The sequence below is a fragment of the Vibrio sp. 10N.261.55.C5 genome (assembly GCF_041470505.1).
GTDB classification, from domain to species: domain Bacteria; phylum Pseudomonadota; class Gammaproteobacteria; order Enterobacterales; family Vibrionaceae; genus Vibrio; species Vibrio crassostreae_C.
Map to the genome: position 1 here is coordinate 4,941 of NZ_JBFRMS010000052.1, position 18,126 is coordinate 23,066.

Here is an 18,126-nt window from a genome sequence, read left to right on the forward strand (position 1 = left end):
GTCGGCACACTAAATTCTTTGCTTAAAGAGTTAAACTCTTCAATTAAAACCTCATATAAAATGAAGTCCTTTAAAAATGGCTCCCCTTGCAAGACTTGAACTTGCGACATACGGATTAACAGTCCGCCGTTCTACCAACTGAACTAAAGGGGAATTACTTGTCTCAACATCAGGTCTATAAAGACCATTATTTGTTAAGTACCAAATAATGGTGCCTCGAGGCGGAATCGAACCACCGACACGCGGATTTTCAATCCGCTGCTCTACCGACTGAGCTATCGAGGCAAAAGAATGGTGCCGACTACCGGAGTCGAACTGGTGACCTACTGATTACAAGTCAGTTGCTCTACCTACTGAGCTAAGTCGGCACACTAAATTCTTTATGCTTTTGTCCGTGTTGTTACTCCCTGTTAAAGAGTGTTGACACCAACAAATCAAATTGTGGTGCCCGGAGGCGGAATCGAACCACCGACACGAGGATTTTCAATCCTCTGCTCTACCGACTGAGCTATCCGGGCAACGGAGCGCTATTAAACGGATTTTCTGCATAACCGTCAACTCCTTTTTTGAAAATAACTAAAAAAACCGTTCGTTCGTTGTTTTTTTATTCAAAAGTGAGGGTTATGTTTTACCTTGGTTAAATTCTTTTTTGAATTGCGTTACTTTTTCGAGGTATCGGCGCGACTCTTTATTTGGATGCTTCTTGGTAAGCGCCCAGTAGGCTTGGCTCGGTTGCAGCGAGTTTAAGTCTTGCATTGCTCGCTTTCTGTCCTTACTGAAGGTATTGAGTACGCCACCAGTACCGCCGTTATAGGCTGAAATCATACTGTATTCAAGCGTTAATGGGTTTTTTACGTCTTTCAAATAACGATTTTTAAGGATGTAAAAGTATGCGGTGCCAGCATCAATGTTGTTTTCTGGATTGAATAAGTACTCAGGGCTTGGTTCACCAGGTTTCTTTTTGACGTGTTCAAATACATCTCGACCAGCGGTTTTAGGTACCACCTGCATAAGACCATAAGCATTAGCCCAGCTTACGGCGTACGGGTTGAAGCTACTCTCTGTCTTGATGATAGCGTAGATTAAATCTTCAGGGATGTCATAACGCTGAGACGCTCGTCGAACGATGTCGGCATATTGATAACTACGCTGGCTAGCGTGGTCGGCCACCATTGGGATTTCAACGTAGTAGGCTTTTTTAAAGTCGACTTCTTTGGTTTTTAGGTTATTCGCGATCAGGTAATCCGCAAACTGGTTCGCTCGCCAAGTCCATTGAATGGGCTTTTTTTCTTGGTCTACGACCTGATTATAGAGGAAAGGTTTGCCTTCTAGCTTGATGCTTTTAGAAGAGAATAGGTCAACATGCGCCGGATCATCTGGCGTCAAAAGCGTTGTCATGATCGCGTTTTTGAGGTGTTTTTTAGGCTCAGTAGAGGAGACGGTTTCTACCGTTATGAGGCCTTTGCTAAAGTTAACTTCGGAACGGCTTAGGTAATTATCTATGTATTTCACATAGTTACTTTTACCAGCCATCTTTACTTCACTGCTGCCCCAACGCTTTTGGATGTTACCAGAAAAGCTATTAATCAAGGAATCTAAGGCACCCGTGTCTTTTTCAAATTGACCGGGCAGCTCCGCCAAATTACTTACAAATCTGTTGGTCGGCTCGTAATTCACATCATAAATGCTTTCGACAAATTCACGGCTGCAGCCAGTTAATAACATGGCTGTTAGGAAGTAACTTAGCTTTTTCATAGTTCCTCATACAAAAATGACATCGCAGCGTTAACCATGATGTCATTAAAAATTGCTTAAATAAATGTCTTATTCGCTTGGTGGAGTATAGCCATCAATTACGACATCTTTACCTTCGAAAAGGAAGTTAACCATCTCAGTTTCAAGAAGTTTACGATGCTCAGGATCCATCATGTTTAGCTTCTTTTCATTGATTAGCATCGTTTGCTTGCTTTGCCATTGTCCCCAAGCTTCTTTAGACACGTTGTCAAAGATACGCTTACCTAAGTCACCTGGGTAAAGTTGAAAATCTAGGCCTTCAGCATCTTTTTGAAGGCGAGCACAAAATACAGTGCGGCTCATAGTGGTTCCTCTTATCGCGTTCGTTGATTCAAACGTCGTCGTTCAGTTCAAAGGGTAGGCTCTCAATAAGCTGCTTTACTGGAGCTGCTAGGCCAATTTCTTCCGGTTTTGATAAGTTATACCAGAGACCTTTAGTCCCTTCCATTATCAAATCTGGTTGTTTATCTAATTTCACTAATACTGGCGTGATATCTAAGTGGTAGTGGCTGAAAGTGTGCCTAAACGCAATCATGGTCTTTATCGAATCGGTTTCAGTGTCTTTGATCGAACGAAGATCTAGTTGATGTTCGATCTCTGCGTTTTCATTTTGAGGGAAACAAAACAATCCGCCCCAGATACCTGACTGAGGGCGCTGTTCGAGCCACACTTGGTTGTCGTGGTACAGAATCACAAACCATGTTTCTTTTACTGGTTTTTCTTTCTTAGTTTTTTTGCCAGGGAAGTCGAGCTGTCTATCGAGCTTCTTGGCTTCACACATGTTTTCAATCGGGCACAAGGTACATTTAGGCTTGCTACGGGTACAAACCATCGCACCCATGTCCATCATTGCTTGGTTGTATTTATCGACATCCTTCTTCGGAGTATGTGCTTCGGCATGCTCCCAGAGCTGGTTCTCGACTTTCTTTTGCCCAGGCCAACCTTCAACGGCAAAGCTTCTCGCAAGCGTTCGTTTTACATTGCCATCAAGAATCGCATGAGGAAGCTTATGAACCGAAGACAGCACAGCCGCAGCGGTCGAGCGACCGATGCCCGGTAGCGCGTTCATCTCTTCGATAGACAGCGGAAATTCACCACCATATTGCTCAGCAACGATCTTGGCTGCTTTATGTAGATTGCGAGCTCGTGCGTAATAACCAAGCCCTGTCCATAAGTGGAGTACCTCATCTTGTTCGGCGTTCGCTAGGTCGATAACCGTTGGAAAGCGTTCTAAGAAGCGTTGGTAGTATGGAATCACCGTAGCAACCTGAGTCTGCTGAAGCATGATTTCAGATAGCCAAACGGTGTAGGCGGTTTTGTTTTGTTGCCAAGGCAATTCTTTACGCCCGTAGGCGTCATACCACTTTAATATGGCGGTTGCGAAAGGAGTCACGACATGCTCTATGCTTTGCTATTATTAGAAGCGAAATTGCACCACACTTAACGTTGGATGTAAAACAGACAAATTGTGTGGGAATTTATCCACGGAAAGACTTGCACCGGAGGCAATTCTTTGGATAATCCCCGCTTTGATTAATCAATGTGCAGGCAAAAATCAATGAGTGAAGTGACCACTAACGAATATACTGAAGACGGCAAACTGGTTCGTAAGATCCGTAGTTTTGTTCGCCGCGAAGGCCGCTTAACAAAAGGCCAAGAGAACGCGATGAATGAATGTTGGCCAACAATGGGTATCGACTACAACCCAGAGCTTCTTAACTGGAAAGAAGTATTTGGCAACGATAACCCGGTTGTACTAGAGATTGGCTTCGGTATGGGTGCATCACTGGTTGAAATGGCAAAGAACGCACCTGAGAAAAATTTCTTAGGTATTGAAGTTCATAGCCCGGGCGTTGGTGCGTGTTTAGGTACAGCTCGCGATGCTGGCGTAACTAACCTGCGTGTAATGTGTCACGATGCTGTAGAAGTATTTGAACACATGATTCCAGATAGCAGCCTGCATACACTGCAACTGTTCTTCCCTGATCCATGGCACAAAGCTCGTCACCATAAACGTCGTATCGTTAAGGCTGAGTTTGCAGAGATGGTTCGCGGCAAGCTTCAACTTGATACTGGTGTTTTCCACATGGCAACAGACTGGGAAAACTACGCAGAACATATGATTGAAGTGATGAACGTAGCTCCAGGCTTCGAAAACATCGCTGAAGATGGTGATTACATCCCTCGTCCGGATGAGCGCCCGCTAACTAAGTTTGAAGCTCGTGGCCACCGTTTAGGTCATGGTGTTTGGGACATTAAGTTCAAGCGTACTAAGTAACTTCGAATCAAATTAAGTGAAGGGTAATCCGACTTAGGGTTTAACCCCTACACTTTATGGGATTGATTAAAGCCAACATTATTGTAATGTTGGCTTTTTTGTCCTTAGGCTTTTATTTCAGTAAAGGCTTAACGACAGAAAGTAATACCAATCACAGTAAGTAAGTGATCAGAAATAGCGTAGGAAAAAGGCTTGAGAACAAGGCAGCATTTTTCGATAAGTAGTTACTCTACAATCAAAAATTCTAACGCAGTTATCGAGCATTTTAACAAGCTAGAGTTAGCAGTTATTTACTACGATTGGTATATGTTACACCCCTACAAAAATAACAATATAGAAGTAAGCGCACATGAAACCAACTCAAGCTATTTTGGCCGAGATCTTAGACGAAGTTCGTCCTTTAATTGGACAGGGAAAGGTCGCTGATTATATCCCTGCACTGGCTCGCGTATCGAACCAGAAACTGGCGATCGCGGTATACACCAATGAAGGTGAGGTGATTAAAGCAGGCGATGCTGAAGAAGCATTTTCTGTGCAATCTATTTCTAAAGCCTTGAGCCTGACGCTAGCTATGGTGCTATATAAGCCTGAAGAGATTTGGCAAAGAGTAGGCAAAGAGCCTTCTGGTCAAGCCTTTAACTCGATGATTCAGCTTGAGATGGAGTATGGTATTCCCCGCAACCCGTTCATCAATGCGGGGGCAATTGTCGTTGCAGACCTACTACAAAGCCGCTTGTCTGCGCCTAGGCACCGCTTGTTAGAGTTTGTGCGTCAGTTATCGGGTGATACTCATATTGTGTATGACAAGGTGGTAGCGGCTTCAGAAATGATGCACAGCGATCGTAATGCTGCCATTGCTTATTTGATGCGTTCATTTGGTAATTTTGAGAATGATGTTATCCCAGTTCTGAATAACTACTTCCACGCTTGTGCGCTTAAAATGACGTGTGTGGATTTGGCAAAAACCTTTAGCTATTTAGCAAACAAAGGCGTGTCGGTTCAAACCAAGAAAGAGATCATCACGCCAGTTCAAACCAAGCAGTTGAATGCTTTGCTTGCGACGTGTGGCTTGTACGATGGGGCTGGTGAGTTTGCCTACCGTGTTGGTATGCCAGGAAAATCGGGCGTTGGTGGCGGTATTATTGCTATCGTTCCTGGCGAAATGACGATTGCGGTGTGGTCTCCAGAGCTTGATCCTTCTGGCAACTCGCTCGCAGGTACTAAGGCTCTAGAGTTGCTTTCAGAGCGAATTGGTCGTTCTATTTTCTAAGAGAAAGATTCGAGCACGGACGTTGTCCTATAGAACGCTTCGCTCCGAGAGAGGGCTATAAAACAAAAAGGGTTGACCCTAAAGCCAACCCTTACGCAATGCTTCTCGAATCTCGAACTACTCGTCTTCTTCTGCCATAAAGGCTTCTAACAGATCATTGAGAAACAGCTTTCCTTTTTCAGTGATCTGCCAGTGAGTGTCGGTTTCCTTCAAGTAGCCTAGCTCTTTTGCCCATTCAATCGTTTTTTGAATCGAGTCAAAACCAAGCCCTGTCGTATCAATGAAATCCTGCTTTGGACATGCTTCCATTAACCTAAAGCGGTTCATGAAAAATTCAAAAGGGCGGTCTTCATTCGGCACTTCAAATTCATCTGATAGATAAGGTTTTACCATGTTTTGGTACGCAGCTAGATAGCCTCTAGGGTGCTTAACCTTAGTGGTACGAACAATGCGTCCATCTGTAAAGCTCAGCTTGCCATGAGAGCCACAGCCAATACCTAGATAGTCACCAAAGCGCCAGTAGTTGAGGTTATGTTGGCACTGATATCCCGGCTTGCTGTAGCCTGAAATTTCGTACTGCACATACCCTGCGTCTGCGAGCTTCTTATGGCCTAGGTCGAAGATATCCCAAAGGTCATCATCATCAGGCAGCGTTGGTGTTTTGTAATAGAACATGGTGTTAGGTTCTATTGTTAGCTGATACCAAGATAAGTGCGGAGGGTCGAGTTCTATCGCTTTATCCAAATCAGCCAACGCTTGTTCAATACTCTGTTCGGGTAAGCCGTGCATTAAGTCTAAATTGAAACTATTCAATCCAATCTTATGCGCTAAATGAGCAGCATTTACCGCTTCATCTTGACCATGAATACGCCCAAGTCTTTCCAGTTTCTCTTGCTCAAAACTTTGCACACCCACCGAGATTCGAGTAATGCCTGCCTTTTGGTAACCTGCAAAACGCTCAGCTTCGATAGTTCCCGGGTTGGCTTCCATGGTGATTTCTATTTCAGGTTTGAACGGGATGCGCTGTTCAATGCCTTGTAACAATCGGCCAATTCCTTCAGGAGAAAACAGGCTTGGGGTACCGCCACCAATAAAGATCGAATGCAGTGGGCGAGGCATACCATTGAGCTGATATTTTTCGATATCAGTATCAAGATCTTCAAGCAGTGCATCGATGTACTCTTTTTCAGGGATCTCGGCTTTCAGAGCGTGAGAGTTAAAATCACAATACGGACACTTTTGTACACACCATGGGATGTGTACATAGAGGCTAAGTGCGGGTGGTATTAGTGCTGCATTGTGCATTACAGAGCTTGCTCCTTGAGAGTCTTGAATAGTGACGCAAGCGCTTTACCACGGTGTGATAGTTGCTTCTTACGCGAAGATTCAAGCTCTGCTGAGGCGCAGTTATCTTCTGGTACAAAGAACACAGGATCGTAGCCAAAGCCATTCTCACCGTGTTCTTCAGTAAGAATACGACCTTCCCATTTACCGTGACACACTAGAGGTGTTGGATCATTCTCGTGACGCATTAGCACCAACACACAGTGGAAACGCGCAGTACGCTTTTCAGTTTCGACACCTTGCATCGCATCTAATAGTTTTTTGATGTTCTGCTTATCGGTTGCCCCTTCACCTGAGTAACGCGCTGAATAGATACCTGGTGCACCATTTAAGTAATCAACCTCTAAACCTGAGTCGTCAGCAATGGCTGGCAGCCCTGTTTCTTTCGCTGCGTGGCGAGCTTTGATGATGGCATTTTCAATGAAAGTCGTTCCTGTTTCAGCGACTTCTGAAACGTTAAATTCACTTTGCGCGACAACGTCAAAACCAAACTCAGACAGAATATCTGCCATCTCGCGAACTTTACCTTGGTTGCCTGTTGCTAAAACAATCTTACTCATGGGAATGTAGCTCTAAATAAGTTAATAAATGAAAAGTAAGGTTTGAGCTTACTCTTCTATATAGAATTTCTGTGTGAAACGCAGTGGACCAGTGCCTTTTAGGCCTGCGTTCACATCGATGTCGAAGGTGATGTTTTCTTCGTGAGTTACGGGGAACTCAGCAAGGTAATAAATCGCATCGCCTTCTTTGATTTCTCGAAACTTCAAAGTACGGGTGTTTCCAACGAGGTTCTTCGCTGTTCCCGTAATTTTAGCCGTTGTCGCAGGCTTGCCTAGAGAAGCCTTGTCTAACACGCTGATGTTGAGGATTGCTGAGTATCCATTTCGCTTAAGTTTGTATTGCTTAGCGACTTGCGAAGTTAAGAACGTGGAATTAAAAGCCGAGTAATGAACCTCGACATCCTTAATGTTCTTAAATTGCCCTGCTGAGCTTGGTAAGGCAACAAGAGCGGTGAGTAGTGCTGTTATCCATAAACGCATAATGACTCCAATAAATAGCAAAAAGCCATCATAGGATGGCTTTGACTTCAGTTGGGATTTGGCTTGGCGAGCATATTCGAACTTGCTTGTGCCTACCGAGATCTCCCTTTTCTATCTTAATTTGCCCTTTTGCGACCTTAAACTGTTTCGCAAGGTATTTCGCTAAATGGGCATTGGCTTTGCCATCAACCGGTGGTGCAGTAATGGCAATTTTCAGTTCCTGACCGTGCAAGCCGACAATTTTGTCTCGGCTTGCTTTGGGTTGGATATAGAGCCTAAGAAGAATATCGTCTTCCTCGGCCCAAACCGCTTTTGGCATCGTCAAAGTACCTGATGTTTGTACTTGAATTATAGCTGATACCAAATAGGGCCAATCATGTCGCCCATTAGGAAGTTCGCAAATTGCAGAACAATGAACAGAACCAGTACGCTTAGGTCGAAACCACCCATGTCCGGAAGGATACGGCGGATAGGCACTAGCATTGGTTCAGTCAGTTGATGGAATACGTACTCGATTGGACTACGACCTTGGCTTACCCAGCTTAGGATTGCACGGATAAGTAGAACCCAGAAGATCAAACCACCAGCCGCTTTGAGCAGAGACAGTGCACCAAAGATAAGGAAGCTAATATCGAAAACGGCAGCGCCGCCAGAGATAATCAGGTTTAGAGCAACGAACTTAAGTACACACAGCACATAAGCGAAAACAACGGTCGCTAGATCAAGGCTGCCGATTGATGGAATAACTCGGCGTAGTGGGGCAACAACCGGTTGTGTCGCTTTTACGATGAATTGTGAGAATGGGTTGTAGAAATCTGCACGTGATGCTTGTAGCCAGATACGCAAGATCACAACCATGATGTAAAGATCAAAAACGGTCGAGATCAGAAAGCTCATCGAGTTCATATTGTTTCCTTTTTCGGATTTACTTGTCGCTTAGATATAACCAGAGCGGCAAAATGCTTGTTTACCTTGATTGGTACTAAAACAGTTTTTCCATCTCTTCAGCTCGAGCAACCGCCGCTTGCATGGCTTTTGCTACGATGTCTGATAGTTGATGTTCGTTAAACGTGCGTAGTGCTTCTGCGGTCGTGCCGCCTTTGGATGTCACTTGTTCACGCAGTGTTGATAATTCAGTATCTTGGTTTGCTACCACCATCTCTGCCGCGCCTAATGCAGACTGCTGCACTAGCTTACGAGCGGTTTCTTGGTCAAAACCTTGCTTGATTGCTTCAGCTTGCATCGCTTCCATAAACAGGAAGAAGTAAGCCGGAGCGCTACCCGCCGCCGCAATGATGTTGTTGATTCCAGACTCTTGTTCAACCCAACTTACTTCACCAACAGCTTGCATCAGCTGAGAAGCAAATTCTTTATCATCTTGGCTGACAGTTGCATCGGCATAAAGACCACTCATCCCTTTACCAAGCAGTGATGGCGTGTTTGGCATCACACGAACAAGGTTCAGTTGGCAGTTTAACATCTCATTAAGTCGATTCGCATTAATACCCGCGGCAATTGAGATAACCAGTTTGTTGCTGAAGTCGATATCTTGTAAGGGTTTACATACATCAGCCATCATTTGTGGCTTCACGGATAACACAACAACGTCTGCTTTTTCAGCTGCTGCAATATTATCGCTGGTGGTATTGATGCCGTATTCTTGTTCTAACGGCAGCCTTCTGGTTTCTGAAGGTGCTGTCGCAGTAATCTTTTGCGCTGGGTAACCACTAGCAACTAAGCCAGCTACAATTGAGCGAACCATGTTTCCCGCCCCAATAAAGGCGATGTTCTTATGTACCATATATAAAATCCTGAGCGTGTCGCTGCGCGGATAAGGCGAAGCGGTATCAATACTTGTACTTGTCGTTACTTACTACGGCTATTTCGCGTAATCACGAGCGCCGAAAATAGCTGTTCCAATACGAACCATTGTGCTGCCAGCCTCAACTGCTGCATCCATATCACCACTCATCCCCATCGAAAGGGTATCAATGTCTGAATACTTCGCGGCTAGCTTGTCTTTAAGCTCTGCCAGTTGAGAAAATGCATTAAGCTGAGATTGATAGTCAGATACGTTTGCAGGAATCGACATCAATCCTCTTAAGGTGAGGTTGGGGAGCGATGAAATCAACTCCGCGAGTGCAAAAACTGTCTCTTCTGAGGTTCCAGATTTGGACTCTTCACCACTGGTGTTTACCTGAATCAACACTTGCAAAGGTGGAAGTTCGCTTGGTCGTTGATCATTAAGCCTTTGTGCGATCTTATCGCGATCGACGGAATGCACCCATTGAAAGCTTTCCGCGATTGGGCGGGTTTTATTGGATTGAATTGGACCAATAAAATGCCACTCTAAATTTAGGTTAGAATGTTGTTCTGAAAAGTGTTTTACTTTATCTACACCTTCTTGAACATAGTTTTCACCAAAGGCAACTTGGCCTCCGAGTGCGGCTTCTAGAATCGCATCAATAGGTTTAGTTTTGCTGACGGCTAAAAGTTGCACGGACTCTGGAGCTCGTCCGCACTTTTGCTCAGCACTACGAATCTGTGAGGTGATTTGTTCGATATTTTGTTGAATACTACTCATAGCTGACTTTACTTAAGGGAAAATAAATGGATATCACTGAGTTACTAGATTTTAGTGTAAAGCATAACGCGTCAGATCTACATCTTTCTGCGGGTGTATCTCCAATGGTACGTATAGATGGTGAAGTAAGGAAGCTTGGAATCCCAGCTTTGAGTCATGCTGATGTGCATCGTTTGGTTTTTGAGATCATGAGCGATTTACAACGCGGCGAGTTTGAAGAAAAACTGGAAGTCGACTTCTCTTTTGAATTACCCAATGTTGGTCGCTTTCGTGTTAATGCGTTTAACCAAGCCCGTGGCTGCTCAGCTGTCTTTCGAACTATCCCTGTCGAAATCCCGACTTTAGATCAGTTAGGTGCACCTGAGATCTTCGAAAGGATTGCTAACTACGAAAAAGGGTTAGTGCTCGTCACTGGTCCAACTGGCTCTGGTAAATCAACGACTCTTGCGGCGATGGTTGATTACGTAAATCGCAACCACAATAAGCATATTCTGACGATTGAAGACCCGATTGAATTCGTTCACACCAATAATAAATGCCTAGTCAACCAGCGTGAAGTTCACCGTGATACCCACAGTTTTAAAGCGGCACTGCGCAGTGCCTTACGTGAAGACCCAGACGTGATTCTGGTTGGTGAACTTCGTGACCAAGAGACGATTAGCTTAGCGTTAACCGCAGCAGAAACGGGTCACTTGGTCTTTGGTACTCTGCACACCAGTTCTGCGGCTAAAACGATCGACCGTATTATCGATGTGTTCCCAGGTAGCGATAAAGATATGGTTCGTTCGATGTTGTCTGAATCACTGCGCTCGGTGATAGCCCAGAAGCTGCTAAAGCGTGTTGGTGGTGGTCGTGTGGCGTGTCATGAAATCATGATGGCAACACCTGCGATCAGAAACTTGATTCGTGAAGATAAGGTTGCGCAGATGTACTCGATCATTCAAACGGGCGCAGCGCACGGCATGCAGACCATGGAACAAAATGCGAAGCAGCTGATGGCGCAGGGCTTGGTTGATTCGGAAGAGGTCGAGAAAAAGATCGAAATTGAAACCTCAATGTTTTAATCAAGGTGGACACAATGGAATTGAATCAAATCCTTGAGGGAATGCTTTCTCAAAAGGCATCGGATCTTTATATCACGGTTGATGCGCCAATCCTTTTTCGTGTGGATGGTGAATTACGCCCCCAAGGAGAGAAGCTGAATGCGGCTCAAGTTGCTCAATTACTTGATGCGATGATGGAACAAGACCGACGTGATGAATATCAGCAAACGCGTGAGGCTAACTTTGCGATTGTGCGTGATTTTGGTCGCTTTCGTGTTAGTGCGTTTTTTCAGCGAGAGCTACCTGGAGCAGTAATTCGACGTATCGAGACGAACATCCCAACCTTTGAGCAATTAAAGCTTCCTGATGTACTACAGGACCTATCAATAGCTAAGCGCGGACTTGTGCTGGTGGTTGGTGCGACAGGCTCTGGTAAATCGACCTCAATGGCTGCAATGACAGGCTATCGCAACACCAATCGCTCGGGACATATCTTGACGGTTGAAGACCCTATTGAATTTGTGCACGAACATAAAAAGTGCATCGTGACGCAGCGTGAGGTCGGGCTCGACACCGAGAGTTACGAAGTCGCGCTTAAGAACTCGCTACGCCAAGCACCAGACATGATCTTGATTGGCGAAATCCGTAGCCGTGAGACCATGGAATACGCGATGACCTTTGCTGAAACGGGTCACTTGTGTATGGCAACCTTGCACGCCAATAACGCTAACCAAGCGCTAGAGCGTATTCTTCATTTGGTGCCGAAAGAGCAGAAAGAACAGTTCTTGTTTGACCTATCGATGAACCTGCGTGGTGTCGTCGCTCAGCAACTCATTCGCGACAAGAATGGCAGCGGGCGTCATGGTGTATTCGAGATTCTGCTGAATAGCCCTCGTGTTTCTGACTTGATTCGTCGTGGTGAACTACACGAACTGAAAGCAACCATGGCTAAATCGAAAGAGATAGGTATGCAGACCTTTGACCAAGCTTTGTATGATTTAGTGATAGCAGGCAAGATCAGCGAAGAGGATGCGTTCCACAGTGCCGATTCTGCTAATGACTTGCGCTTAATGCTCAAAACTAGACGTGGTGATGACGACTACGGAACTGGGGCGTTGGCTGGTGTGAAGATAGATATGGGGTGATAAAAAACGCCTGATTTGATTCTAGGTTAAAATCAGGCGTTCATCATATTCATCGTTCGACTGCGTCTGTATTATCAACGCTTCTTGTTCTTAGGCTCGCTGATTACGTCTGCGTCAGTCGAAGTATGATTCATATAACCTGCATTATTGGAGCTTGTCGAACTGCATGCTGATATTGCTAGAGCTACGAAGATTGCTAGAAAAATTTTCATGTGAACTCCCACTTACCTAATAATGAATTGCTTCGACATTACGCCATAATATCATTATAGGATCACAAAGGAGTTTAATCTTTGAGCTCTTAATTTTCGTTAAGAATATTGTGCTTCAAACCAGCTTTCGAGAATGACAACTGCGGACTGGTTATCAACATTTCCTTTACTTAATGCTTTGTAGCCACCCATGTCAAAGAGGTCGGCTCTTGCTTCTGCGGTCGATAATCTTTCGTCATGCAGCTCAACATCAACACCAAAACGACCTTTTAAGCGGTTAGCAAATTTCTTTGCTCTTGGTGTGATGGTCTCTAGATCACGACCGTGAAGATCGGTAGGTAGCCCGACGACGATAAGATTTGGTTGCCACTCTTTAATCTGTTTTTCGATATCGTCCCAGTTCGGGATACCGTCTTTAGCTTTAAACGCTTTTAAAGGGCTCGCTGTGCCAGTGATTTCTTGTCCAATCGCGCTGCCGATACTTTTTGTACCGTAATCAAATGCCATAATTGTTCGTGACATGGGGTTTCCAAATTTATCTGTGTTTGAGAGTGTCTGTTTATTTTATTTAGCTGATTTGAGCTAGGCGTGACCAGCGTCTGCTGAAAGCTGAGCGGCATTAATACCTAACATTTGTACCGCAACTTTCCAGCGATCTGAAATTGGCGTATCGAAGATGACTTTAGGGTCGGCCTCAACGGTTAACCATGAGTTCTCGGTCAGTTCGGTTTCCAGTTGTCCCGGTTCCCATCCTGCATACCCAAGTGCGACTAAATAATTCATCGGCTCATCTTCTGTGCCCAACACCATCAAGATATCTTTTGAGGTTGTTACTGAGATTTGGTCAGTCATGTTGATGCTGGATTGATAGCTGCCTTTAGGTTTGTGCAAAATAAACCCGCGGTCTTCTGCTACAGGTCCACCATTTAATACCGGCTTATCAAGGCTGGCTTGATTCGCTTTTGGTTGTTCAGACTCAACCTCAACTTGTTTGAGCATACTACCGACAGTGACATCGATGGGAGCGTTAATCATTAACCCCATCGCACCTTCCTCGTTGTGTTCACAGAGGTAGATTACCGAGTTTTGAAAATACGGATCTTTCATCCCGGGCATAGCGACCAAAAAGTGGTTCGTTAGGTTCATAGAGCCTCCTGCCAGTGTGTTCCCAATAAAGGAAAAGAGCGGCGTAAAGCCGCTCATTCTATCCCTAAGACGTATGTGTGAAGCGCTAGGGCTTTCTTTTAGCTTAGGTTATTTTGCGTTAACGCGACGCTCAATTGCATCCATTAATTTGCCCGTTACCGAGATATCGAAAGCGGCTTCGATTTCGCGGATACATGTAGGGCTCGTTACGTTGATTTCAGTTAGCTTATCACCGATGACGTCTAGGCCAACGAAGATTAGACCTTTTTCTTTTAGTGCAGGAGCAACCGCTCTTGCGATCGCCCAATCTGTGTCACTTAGAGGACGTGCTTCACCAGTACCGCCAGCTGCAAGGTTACCTCGAGTTTCGCCTTTAGCAGGGATTCGAGCTAGGCAGTAAGGCATTGGCTCACCGTCAACTACAAGAATACGCTTATCACCGTTGCTGATGTCAGGAACGAAAGTCTGTGCCATCGCGTAGTTTTGACCGTGGTTAGTCAGTGTTTCTATGATCACTGATACGTTTGGATCGCCTTCTTTCACACGGAAGATCGATGCGCCGCCCATGCCATCAAGTGGTTTTAGAATCACGTCGCCGTGTTCTTCTCGGAACGCTTTAATTTTTTCAGCTTTACGAGTCACGATGGTGGTCGGTGTCAGTTCAGGGAACCATGCCGTGAACAACTTCTCGTTACAGTCACGTAGGCTTTGTGGTTTGTTGACGATCAGTGCGCCGTTCTCTTCAGCACGCTCAAGAATGTAAGTTGCGTAGATGTACTCAGTATCAAACGGAGGATCTTTACGCATCAGTACAGCATCTAAATCAGATAGCGCGATAGTCTGTTCTGACTTGAATTCATACCAACCATTTGGATCTTCTTTGAGCTCAACGACCTTAGTGTCTGCAATCGCTACGCCTTGATCTAAGTGTAGATCATTCATTTCCATGTAATGGATTTCGTAACCACGACGCTGAGCTTCAAGCATCATGGCAAAGCTAGAGTCTTTTTTGATGTTAATGGATGAAATTGGATCCATTACGATGCCAAGTTTGATCATTTTTTTCTCCTAGCCTAGATCGCCAAAACGGACTTGTAAGGCAGTAATTGCGGTTAGAGCTGCTGTTTCGGTACGAAGTACACGTGGGCCGAGTAGCGTCTCTTCAAATTTGTATTGTTCTGTCATGCCGATTTCTTCAGCCGACAAGCCACCTTCAGGGCCGATCAATAGGCGTACCTTACTGATAGGTTCTGGAAGGGTATTAATTGAGTATTTTGCACGAGGATGTAAGTTCAGCTTTAATGCTTCACTCGGTTCGCTACACCACTCTTCAAGTTGCATGATAGGGCGAATGACTGGAACCGTATTGCGGCCACACTGTTCACACGCCGCAATAGCAATCTTTTGCCACTGTGCGAGTTTTTTCTCGAAGCGTTTTGTATCAAGCTTAACGCCACAGCGCTCTGAAATTAAAGGGGTAATGGTGTTCACACCAAGCTCAACCGATTTCTGAATCGTGAACTCCATTTTGTCGCCACGTGAAATCACTTGGCCTAAATGTAAGTCTAACGGAGATTCGCTGCTGCGTTCGATGCGTTCAGAAACATTAACGGTGACATTTTTCTTTGATACTTCGGCTATCGTCGCAGGGAATTCAGCGCCACTGCCATCAAATAGAAGGACTTCTTGGCCTTCTTTCATGCGAAGGACACGACCAACATGACCCGCGGCATCTTCGCCTAAAGCGAGTGAACCTAACTGATGAATGCGTTCTGGGTGATGAATACGAGGGATTCTCATGCTGGTAAACCTATAAATATGTTCATTTGGGTATTTTGTCTCTGCCTAACATGGATGCTTTTAGTTGAAAAAACAAGGGTAGAGCAAGAGTTTCAGGGGCAATTCTGAAACTCTTGTTTGAGATAGTTAGGAATGTTGATTGTACGAGCGACGTTATTTACAAGCAGGGTAAACAAATGGGTTGTGATTACCTTGGATGGCATAGATTCGCTCATCACGAGTACATTCCCACTTGTCGACAGGAAATTGCTTGTTCCACGCCATCATTAGGTTGGTTTGTTGCTTAGATAGTTTGAAACCATACTCTTGGCTCATGTAAAGGTAAGTACGCGCGATAGAGCCTTTTGCTCTGTCTGGCGGCATAACTTTACGCTGCTTGAAGTTGACCTGCATTTCACACTGACCATAGCTCACACCATCCATGCCATTCCACTGACTGAAGTTGTAGTTGGAGCGATCACCGTTAACCTCGCCAATGGCCGGAGTTAGGTTGTGAAGGTCGGCTTCCATGGATTTGAATATTTTGTCATTGCGAGTGCAGTTCTTGCGCCCACCATCTTGCCAACACTGACGCTGGTGGCCAAATTGCCAAGCTGGAACCACGTGTTCCCACTCAATTCGACTCGCCCGCTTTTGTTGTTTTCGGACTTGATAGCCACAGCCATCAAGGTCGGGAATGCCTTTCTTTTTGTCCTTCCATGTAATGTCACAGCCGCAATAAAATGAAGTCGGATGGTCGAGGTAAATCTTCACCGCTTCTCTTTTTGCTTTGGAAAATGAGCTCGGTGGTGCGGCGAGAACGCTTTGGGTTACCAGTAGGCCAAATACTATTGTTAAGTAAAAAGATACAGGTAGGCCAAATGCTTTGAAGGTGAGTTTTTGCATAGAAAAAGACTGATAAAAGTATGATAAACATCAGTCTAGCACTCAAATGTTAGATCTCTCTATTAGATTTGTTCTACCGAGTAAATCAACCTGTCACTAGCTTAGTTGAGTTCCCGTGAAAGCTAAGGTTTGCTGGCACAATTGGCAGCGGTAGGTCGATTGATTCCGAAGTACTTTGTTGTGTCGTCTGATTGATAATGGGTAAGTGGTGCACTCACATCGATATTCAAAGGTTTTCCCTTGAACTGACGCGATTTCAAAGCTGTGAGTTGTTCTGGCTGGCACGTTGAATACTTTTTCCATCACGTATTTCCACTCGTTTCCGTGAGGCCTAACACGTCCGAAAACCTGATGCGTGATCAGGTGTGCGAGTTCATGTGGCACAACCTCGTTGATGAAGGCATCTTCATTTTCAGAAAATAGTACGTGGTTGAGCTTAATTTCGTTGAGCTGAAGGTAGGCCTTTCCCGCCGCTTTGCCTCTTAACTTGAAGGTGATAGTTGGGTGTGGAAATTCACGAGAGAAATGTTGATTTGCGATAGCTAGGCATTCGGCCAATTTCTTATTTGCTCGGTGTTGTTGCGGGGTGTAAGACAAACGTTGTTAACTCCAAATAAAAGGCCTCAGCGTTTAAACCAAGGCCTAATCATAACATTGCTTGTTGATCTAGCGATGCTTTACACGTGATGTTTTTTCTTAATGATCTCGTGATAAGCGTGCCATGTAGCATAGCCAAGTAGCGGCATGGTGACGATCATTCCGATGCCGTAGGTGGCAAAACCCACCAAAATACCGGCACAAATAATACTCGCCCAAACCACCATTGCAGGGATGTTCGATTTCACGGCATTAAAGCTAGTGAAAATCGCACTCATCACATCAACGCGTCTCTCCATCATTAACGGAATTGAAAATGCTGAGATGCTAAATATGAGGCTTGCGATAACAAAACCAATCACAGAACCCGTAATTAAGAAGGGAGCGAACTCAGCCAGTGGTGCGCCTTGCACTGAAGGGTAGAGCGCGTGCAATAACGCAGCGATACGCATCCAGAATATCATCGCAACCATCAATACGATCGCAAAGGCCCATTGGTGGGTGGAGTTGCGAGTGATGGCTTTCATCGAGTGCAGTAGGCTTGCGTTGTGGCCTTTTTCTCTTTCCCAAGCTGCGTCATACAAGCCCAGAGCAAGAAACGGCCCTATTAGCATGTACACGATCAGGCTTGGCATTACGACCAAGTGTGTTCCTTGCCATTGGACAAGCTGAACAATGGCGATTGCCGCTCCCATAAAGCACAAACCGTAGAATGCGCTGATTAATGGCATTCTTACTAAGTCATGCAGAGCAAGCGACAACCAATGAAAGGGTGCGGAAATACTGATTTGGTTACAAGGAATGGTGCGAGCGTAATCCTTATCGCTGACCTTGTGTTTTTTATCGTTCAGTTCGGATGGGTGCGCGGTACGAGGCATAGATCCCCCTAGTTAAATAACGTCCTAGTTATAATTCCATAAGGCTCATCGATGTGGCTTGTGTGAGAGTTATGGTGTTGAGCTAAATTGCTCTTTGTCATCCCAGTTAT

Annotated in this window: 22 protein-coding genes and 4 tRNA genes; 4 read left to right on the forward strand and 22 right to left on the reverse strand. The window is 45.0% G+C overall.

What is annotated here, in order from left to right; translation table 11 throughout:
• Positions 1-77: 77 nt before the first annotated feature.
• The 7 genes from AB4263_RS18850 to mutY all read right to left on the reverse strand — a co-directional run bounded on the left by AB4263_RS18850 (position 78) and on the right by mutY (position 3,187).
• Positions 78-153: transfer RNA gene (locus AB4263_RS18850), tRNA-Asn, on the reverse strand.
• Between the two features lie 56 nt (positions 154-209).
• Positions 210-285: transfer RNA gene (locus AB4263_RS18855), tRNA-Phe, on the reverse strand.
• A 7-nt stretch (positions 286-292) separates the two neighbouring features.
• A tRNA-Thr gene (locus AB4263_RS18860) sits at positions 293-368 on the reverse strand.
• A 74-nt stretch (positions 369-442) separates the two neighbouring features.
• Positions 443-518: transfer RNA gene (locus AB4263_RS18865), tRNA-Phe, on the reverse strand.
• Between the two features lie 103 nt (positions 519-621).
• Positions 622-1,755, reverse strand: coding sequence for a membrane-bound lytic murein transglycosylase MltC (gene mltC, locus AB4263_RS18870; protein WP_372098703.1), 1,134 nt, complete (start codon positions 1,753-1,755; stop codon positions 622-624).
• A 69-nt stretch (positions 1,756-1,824) separates the two neighbouring features.
• Positions 1,825-2,097, reverse strand: coding sequence for an oxidative damage protection protein (locus tag AB4263_RS18875; protein WP_010435637.1), 273 nt, complete (start codon positions 2,095-2,097; stop codon positions 1,825-1,827).
• 28 nt (positions 2,098-2,125) lie between these two features.
• Positions 2,126-3,187, reverse strand: coding sequence for an A/G-specific adenine glycosylase (gene mutY / locus AB4263_RS18880; protein WP_372098704.1), 1,062 nt, complete (start codon positions 3,185-3,187; stop codon positions 2,126-2,128).
• Between the two features lie 165 nt (positions 3,188-3,352).
• On the opposite strand from mutY, the gene trmB reads away from it, so the two are divergent.
• Positions 3,353-4,072, forward strand: a complete 720-nt coding sequence (trmB, locus tag AB4263_RS18885; protein ID WP_017062250.1) for a tRNA (guanosine(46)-N7)-methyltransferase TrmB — start codon at positions 3,353-3,355, stop codon at positions 4,070-4,072.
• 349 nt (positions 4,073-4,421) lie between these two features.
• Complete coding sequence (gene glsB / locus AB4263_RS18890) at positions 4,422-5,342, forward strand: glutaminase B (RefSeq protein ID WP_017062249.1); 921 nt, start codon at positions 4,422-4,424, stop codon at positions 5,340-5,342.
• A gap of 117 nt (positions 5,343-5,459) precedes the next feature.
• Here glsB and hemW read toward each other — a convergent pair whose 3' ends face one another.
• From hemW to AB4263_RS18925, 7 genes are all read right to left on the reverse strand, one after another.
• On the reverse strand, positions 5,460-6,647 hold the full coding sequence (hemW, locus tag AB4263_RS18895; RefSeq protein ID WP_017067796.1) for a radical SAM family heme chaperone HemW: 1,188 nt from the start codon (positions 6,645-6,647) through the stop codon (positions 5,460-5,462).
• On the reverse strand, positions 6,647-7,246 hold the full coding sequence (locus AB4263_RS18900) for an XTP/dITP diphosphatase (protein ID WP_017062247.1): 600 nt from the start codon (positions 7,244-7,246) through the stop codon (positions 6,647-6,649). Before AB4263_RS18900 ends, hemW begins: the two co-directional genes overlap by 1 nt.
• A gap of 48 nt (positions 7,247-7,294) precedes the next feature.
• A complete protein-coding gene (locus tag AB4263_RS18905) occupies positions 7,295-7,726 on the reverse strand; it encodes a DUF4426 domain-containing protein (RefSeq protein ID WP_017062246.1) in 432 nt (143 codons plus the stop codon).
• Positions 7,727-7,754: 28 nt separating this feature from the next.
• Positions 7,755-8,045 (reverse strand): DUF167 family protein YggU, encoded by a 291-nt coding sequence (yggU, locus tag AB4263_RS18910; protein WP_017067797.1) that lies wholly within the window; start codon positions 8,043-8,045, stop codon positions 7,755-7,757.
• Between the two features lie 29 nt (positions 8,046-8,074).
• Positions 8,075-8,632, reverse strand: coding sequence for a YggT family protein (locus AB4263_RS18915; protein ID WP_017067798.1), 558 nt, complete (start codon positions 8,630-8,632; stop codon positions 8,075-8,077).
• A gap of 76 nt (positions 8,633-8,708) precedes the next feature.
• Positions 8,709-9,527 carry a pyrroline-5-carboxylate reductase gene (proC, locus tag AB4263_RS18920; protein WP_372098705.1) on the reverse strand — a complete coding sequence of 273 codons (819 nt, stop codon included), beginning with the start codon at positions 9,525-9,527 and terminating at the stop codon, positions 8,709-8,711.
• Positions 9,528-9,605: 78 nt separating this feature from the next.
• Positions 9,606-10,310 carry a YggS family pyridoxal phosphate-dependent enzyme gene (locus tag AB4263_RS18925; RefSeq protein ID WP_017062243.1) on the reverse strand — a complete coding sequence of 235 codons (705 nt, stop codon included), beginning with the start codon at positions 10,308-10,310 and terminating at the stop codon, positions 9,606-9,608.
• A gap of 26 nt (positions 10,311-10,336) precedes the next feature.
• Between AB4263_RS18925 and AB4263_RS18930 the strand changes: the two genes are divergently transcribed.
• Both AB4263_RS18930 and AB4263_RS18935 read left to right on the forward strand, forming a co-directional pair.
• Positions 10,337-11,374 carry a type IV pilus twitching motility protein PilT gene (locus AB4263_RS18930; RefSeq protein WP_372098706.1) on the forward strand — a complete coding sequence of 346 codons (1,038 nt, stop codon included), beginning with the start codon at positions 10,337-10,339 and terminating at the stop codon, positions 11,372-11,374.
• Between the two features lie 14 nt (positions 11,375-11,388).
• Positions 11,389-12,498: a PilT/PilU family type 4a pilus ATPase gene (locus AB4263_RS18935; RefSeq protein WP_017062241.1), complete on the forward strand. Its 1,110-nt coding sequence runs from the start codon at positions 11,389-11,391 to the stop codon at positions 12,496-12,498.
• Between the two features lie 74 nt (positions 12,499-12,572).
• Here the strand turns inward: AB4263_RS18935 and AB4263_RS18940 are convergent, their stop codons facing one another.
• The 8 genes from AB4263_RS18940 to AB4263_RS18975 all read right to left on the reverse strand — a co-directional run bounded on the left by AB4263_RS18940 (position 12,573) and on the right by AB4263_RS18975 (position 18,016).
• The gene (locus AB4263_RS18940) at positions 12,573-12,710 is read right to left on the reverse strand and encodes a hypothetical protein (RefSeq protein WP_170791814.1); all 138 of its coding nucleotides are present in this window, start codon (positions 12,708-12,710) and stop codon (positions 12,573-12,575) included.
• Between the two features lie 99 nt (positions 12,711-12,809).
• Positions 12,810-13,232, reverse strand: a complete 423-nt coding sequence (ruvX, locus tag AB4263_RS18945; RefSeq protein WP_004738973.1) for a Holliday junction resolvase RuvX — start codon at positions 13,230-13,232, stop codon at positions 12,810-12,812.
• A gap of 60 nt (positions 13,233-13,292) precedes the next feature.
• Positions 13,293-13,856: a YqgE/AlgH family protein gene (locus AB4263_RS18950; RefSeq protein ID WP_032498752.1), complete on the reverse strand. Its 564-nt coding sequence runs from the start codon at positions 13,854-13,856 to the stop codon at positions 13,293-13,295.
• Between the two features lie 108 nt (positions 13,857-13,964).
• Positions 13,965-14,915, reverse strand: coding sequence for a glutathione synthase (gshB, locus tag AB4263_RS18955; protein ID WP_372098707.1), 951 nt, complete (start codon positions 14,913-14,915; stop codon positions 13,965-13,967).
• A gap of 9 nt (positions 14,916-14,924) precedes the next feature.
• Positions 14,925-15,656, reverse strand: coding sequence for a 16S rRNA (uracil(1498)-N(3))-methyltransferase (gene rsmE / locus AB4263_RS18960; protein WP_017062238.1), 732 nt, complete (start codon positions 15,654-15,656; stop codon positions 14,925-14,927).
• Positions 15,657-15,809: 153 nt separating this feature from the next.
• Complete coding sequence (locus AB4263_RS18965) at positions 15,810-16,541, reverse strand: endonuclease (protein ID WP_017063198.1); 732 nt, start codon at positions 16,539-16,541, stop codon at positions 15,810-15,812.
• A 96-nt stretch (positions 16,542-16,637) separates the two neighbouring features.
• Positions 16,638-17,138, reverse strand: coding sequence for a SprT family zinc-dependent metalloprotease (locus AB4263_RS18970; protein WP_017062236.1), 501 nt, complete (start codon positions 17,136-17,138; stop codon positions 16,638-16,640).
• Positions 17,139-17,218: 80 nt separating this feature from the next.
• Positions 17,219-18,016 (reverse strand): DUF2189 domain-containing protein, encoded by a 798-nt coding sequence (locus AB4263_RS18975; protein ID WP_017062235.1) that lies wholly within the window; start codon positions 18,014-18,016, stop codon positions 17,219-17,221.
• Positions 18,017-18,126: the final 110 nt, after the last annotated feature.